Annotated in this window: 1 pseudogene; it reads left to right on the forward strand. The window is 62.7% G+C overall.

The window, feature by feature from the left end:
• Window positions 1-1,468, forward strand: a pseudogene (locus tag ACNAZS_RS26705) (hypothetical protein); the annotation flags it as partial.

The raw sequence follows: 1,468 nt of genomic DNA on the forward strand, positions 1-1,468 counted from the left end.
CGGCATAGGCGGGGCGGGCTCTTCTCTGTTCCAAAGTGCGTGGGCCACCTCGCAAAGCTTGAAGCTGACGCTTGGTGGCGGCGACAACGCTAACGGTACGGGCGGTTACGCCAGTTTTGATTCCAGCAACGGCCCTATCCAGATATCAACGACCGGCTATAACTCTTTCGGCGTTCTGGCGCAGAGCATCGGCGGCGGCGGTGGCGTGATTACGTCTACGCAGGCTTCCAGCGACCTGCAGACGCTGCTGGGCGGGACGGCGACCGTTGGCGGCAGCAATGGGGGAGATGTCTACGTCAACCTGGCCAACAACAGTTCCATTACCACTACCGGCGTGGGCGCCTTTGGGATTGCCGCGCAATCGATTGGCGGAGGCGGTGGCGTCATTCGCGTTGTGGGTGACCCGGCCAACTTGCCGGTGCTTTATACCGGTGCCAGCAACAGCACTAGCCAGACGACGCCTGCGCCCGGCGCAGGCGGAAATGTCAACGTGGTGGTAGACGGCACCAGCAGTGTTGCGGTCAGCGGCGCGGGGGCTATCGGCGTCTTCGCGCAAAGCGTCACGGGCGGCGGCGGGCTGATCGCCAATGAGGGAGGTATGTTCGCCGGTGCGCCTACGCAAGGGCAGTCGTGCTCGCACTGCGGCCAGGGTGGCGATGTGACAGTCACGATTGACGGTACCGTCAGCGCCATCGGCAAAAATGGTATCGGGGTGTTTGCCCAAACCGCGGGCGCCAATCCGGGCACCGCCAGCATTTCCGTAACTGGGACCGTTGTCGGGCAGACCATCAACAATGAACCGGGCCCGCAATCGGCTGCGGCCAATACTGCCCCCGATATGACGGCACTGATCCAGATGGATGCCCCCGGATCGACGAGCACGCTCAACATCAAGTCCGGCGGCCAGGTTATCGCCCACAGCCGCAATGGCATCTACGGCAATGCGGTTCAATCGCTTAGCGGCGAGACCACCGTGCAGTTGCAAGGCATGCTCACCGGTCAGACGCTACTACGCGACGGCTTGCTGAATATTCAGTCGACTGGCGTGCATAACACCGGTGCGCAGACCCAGGCGGGCAAAGTGGTCAACGCCGGCACGATGAACATCGGCGTGCCGGGATGGGGTGCGGCCATGGTCACCACGCTGACCGGCGACTATGAACAGACGTCACAAGGTGTGCTGGGCGTGACGGTGGATTCGCTGAACAACACGGCTAGCCACGTGAAAATCAACGGGTCGGCGCAGTTGGATGGCGTGATTGTGCCGACGTCAGTAACGTTGCTGCCGGGCGAGGTGCCGGTGCTGACTGCGGCCAGCCTGGACGGCATGCCCGATGCGCAGGATTCGTTGGTGTATCGCTGGGATACCAAGCGCAGCGGCAATACGCTGTCGATCACACCGACGGCGGATTTCACACCTGCCGGTGTGGCGCTGAACCAAAGCCAGCAATCGCTGGCGGGGTACTTC

It is taken from the genome of Bordetella tumulicola (assembly GCF_965138755.1).
Lineage (GTDB): Bacteria > Pseudomonadota > Gammaproteobacteria > Burkholderiales > Burkholderiaceae_B > Bordetella_A > Bordetella_A tumulicola.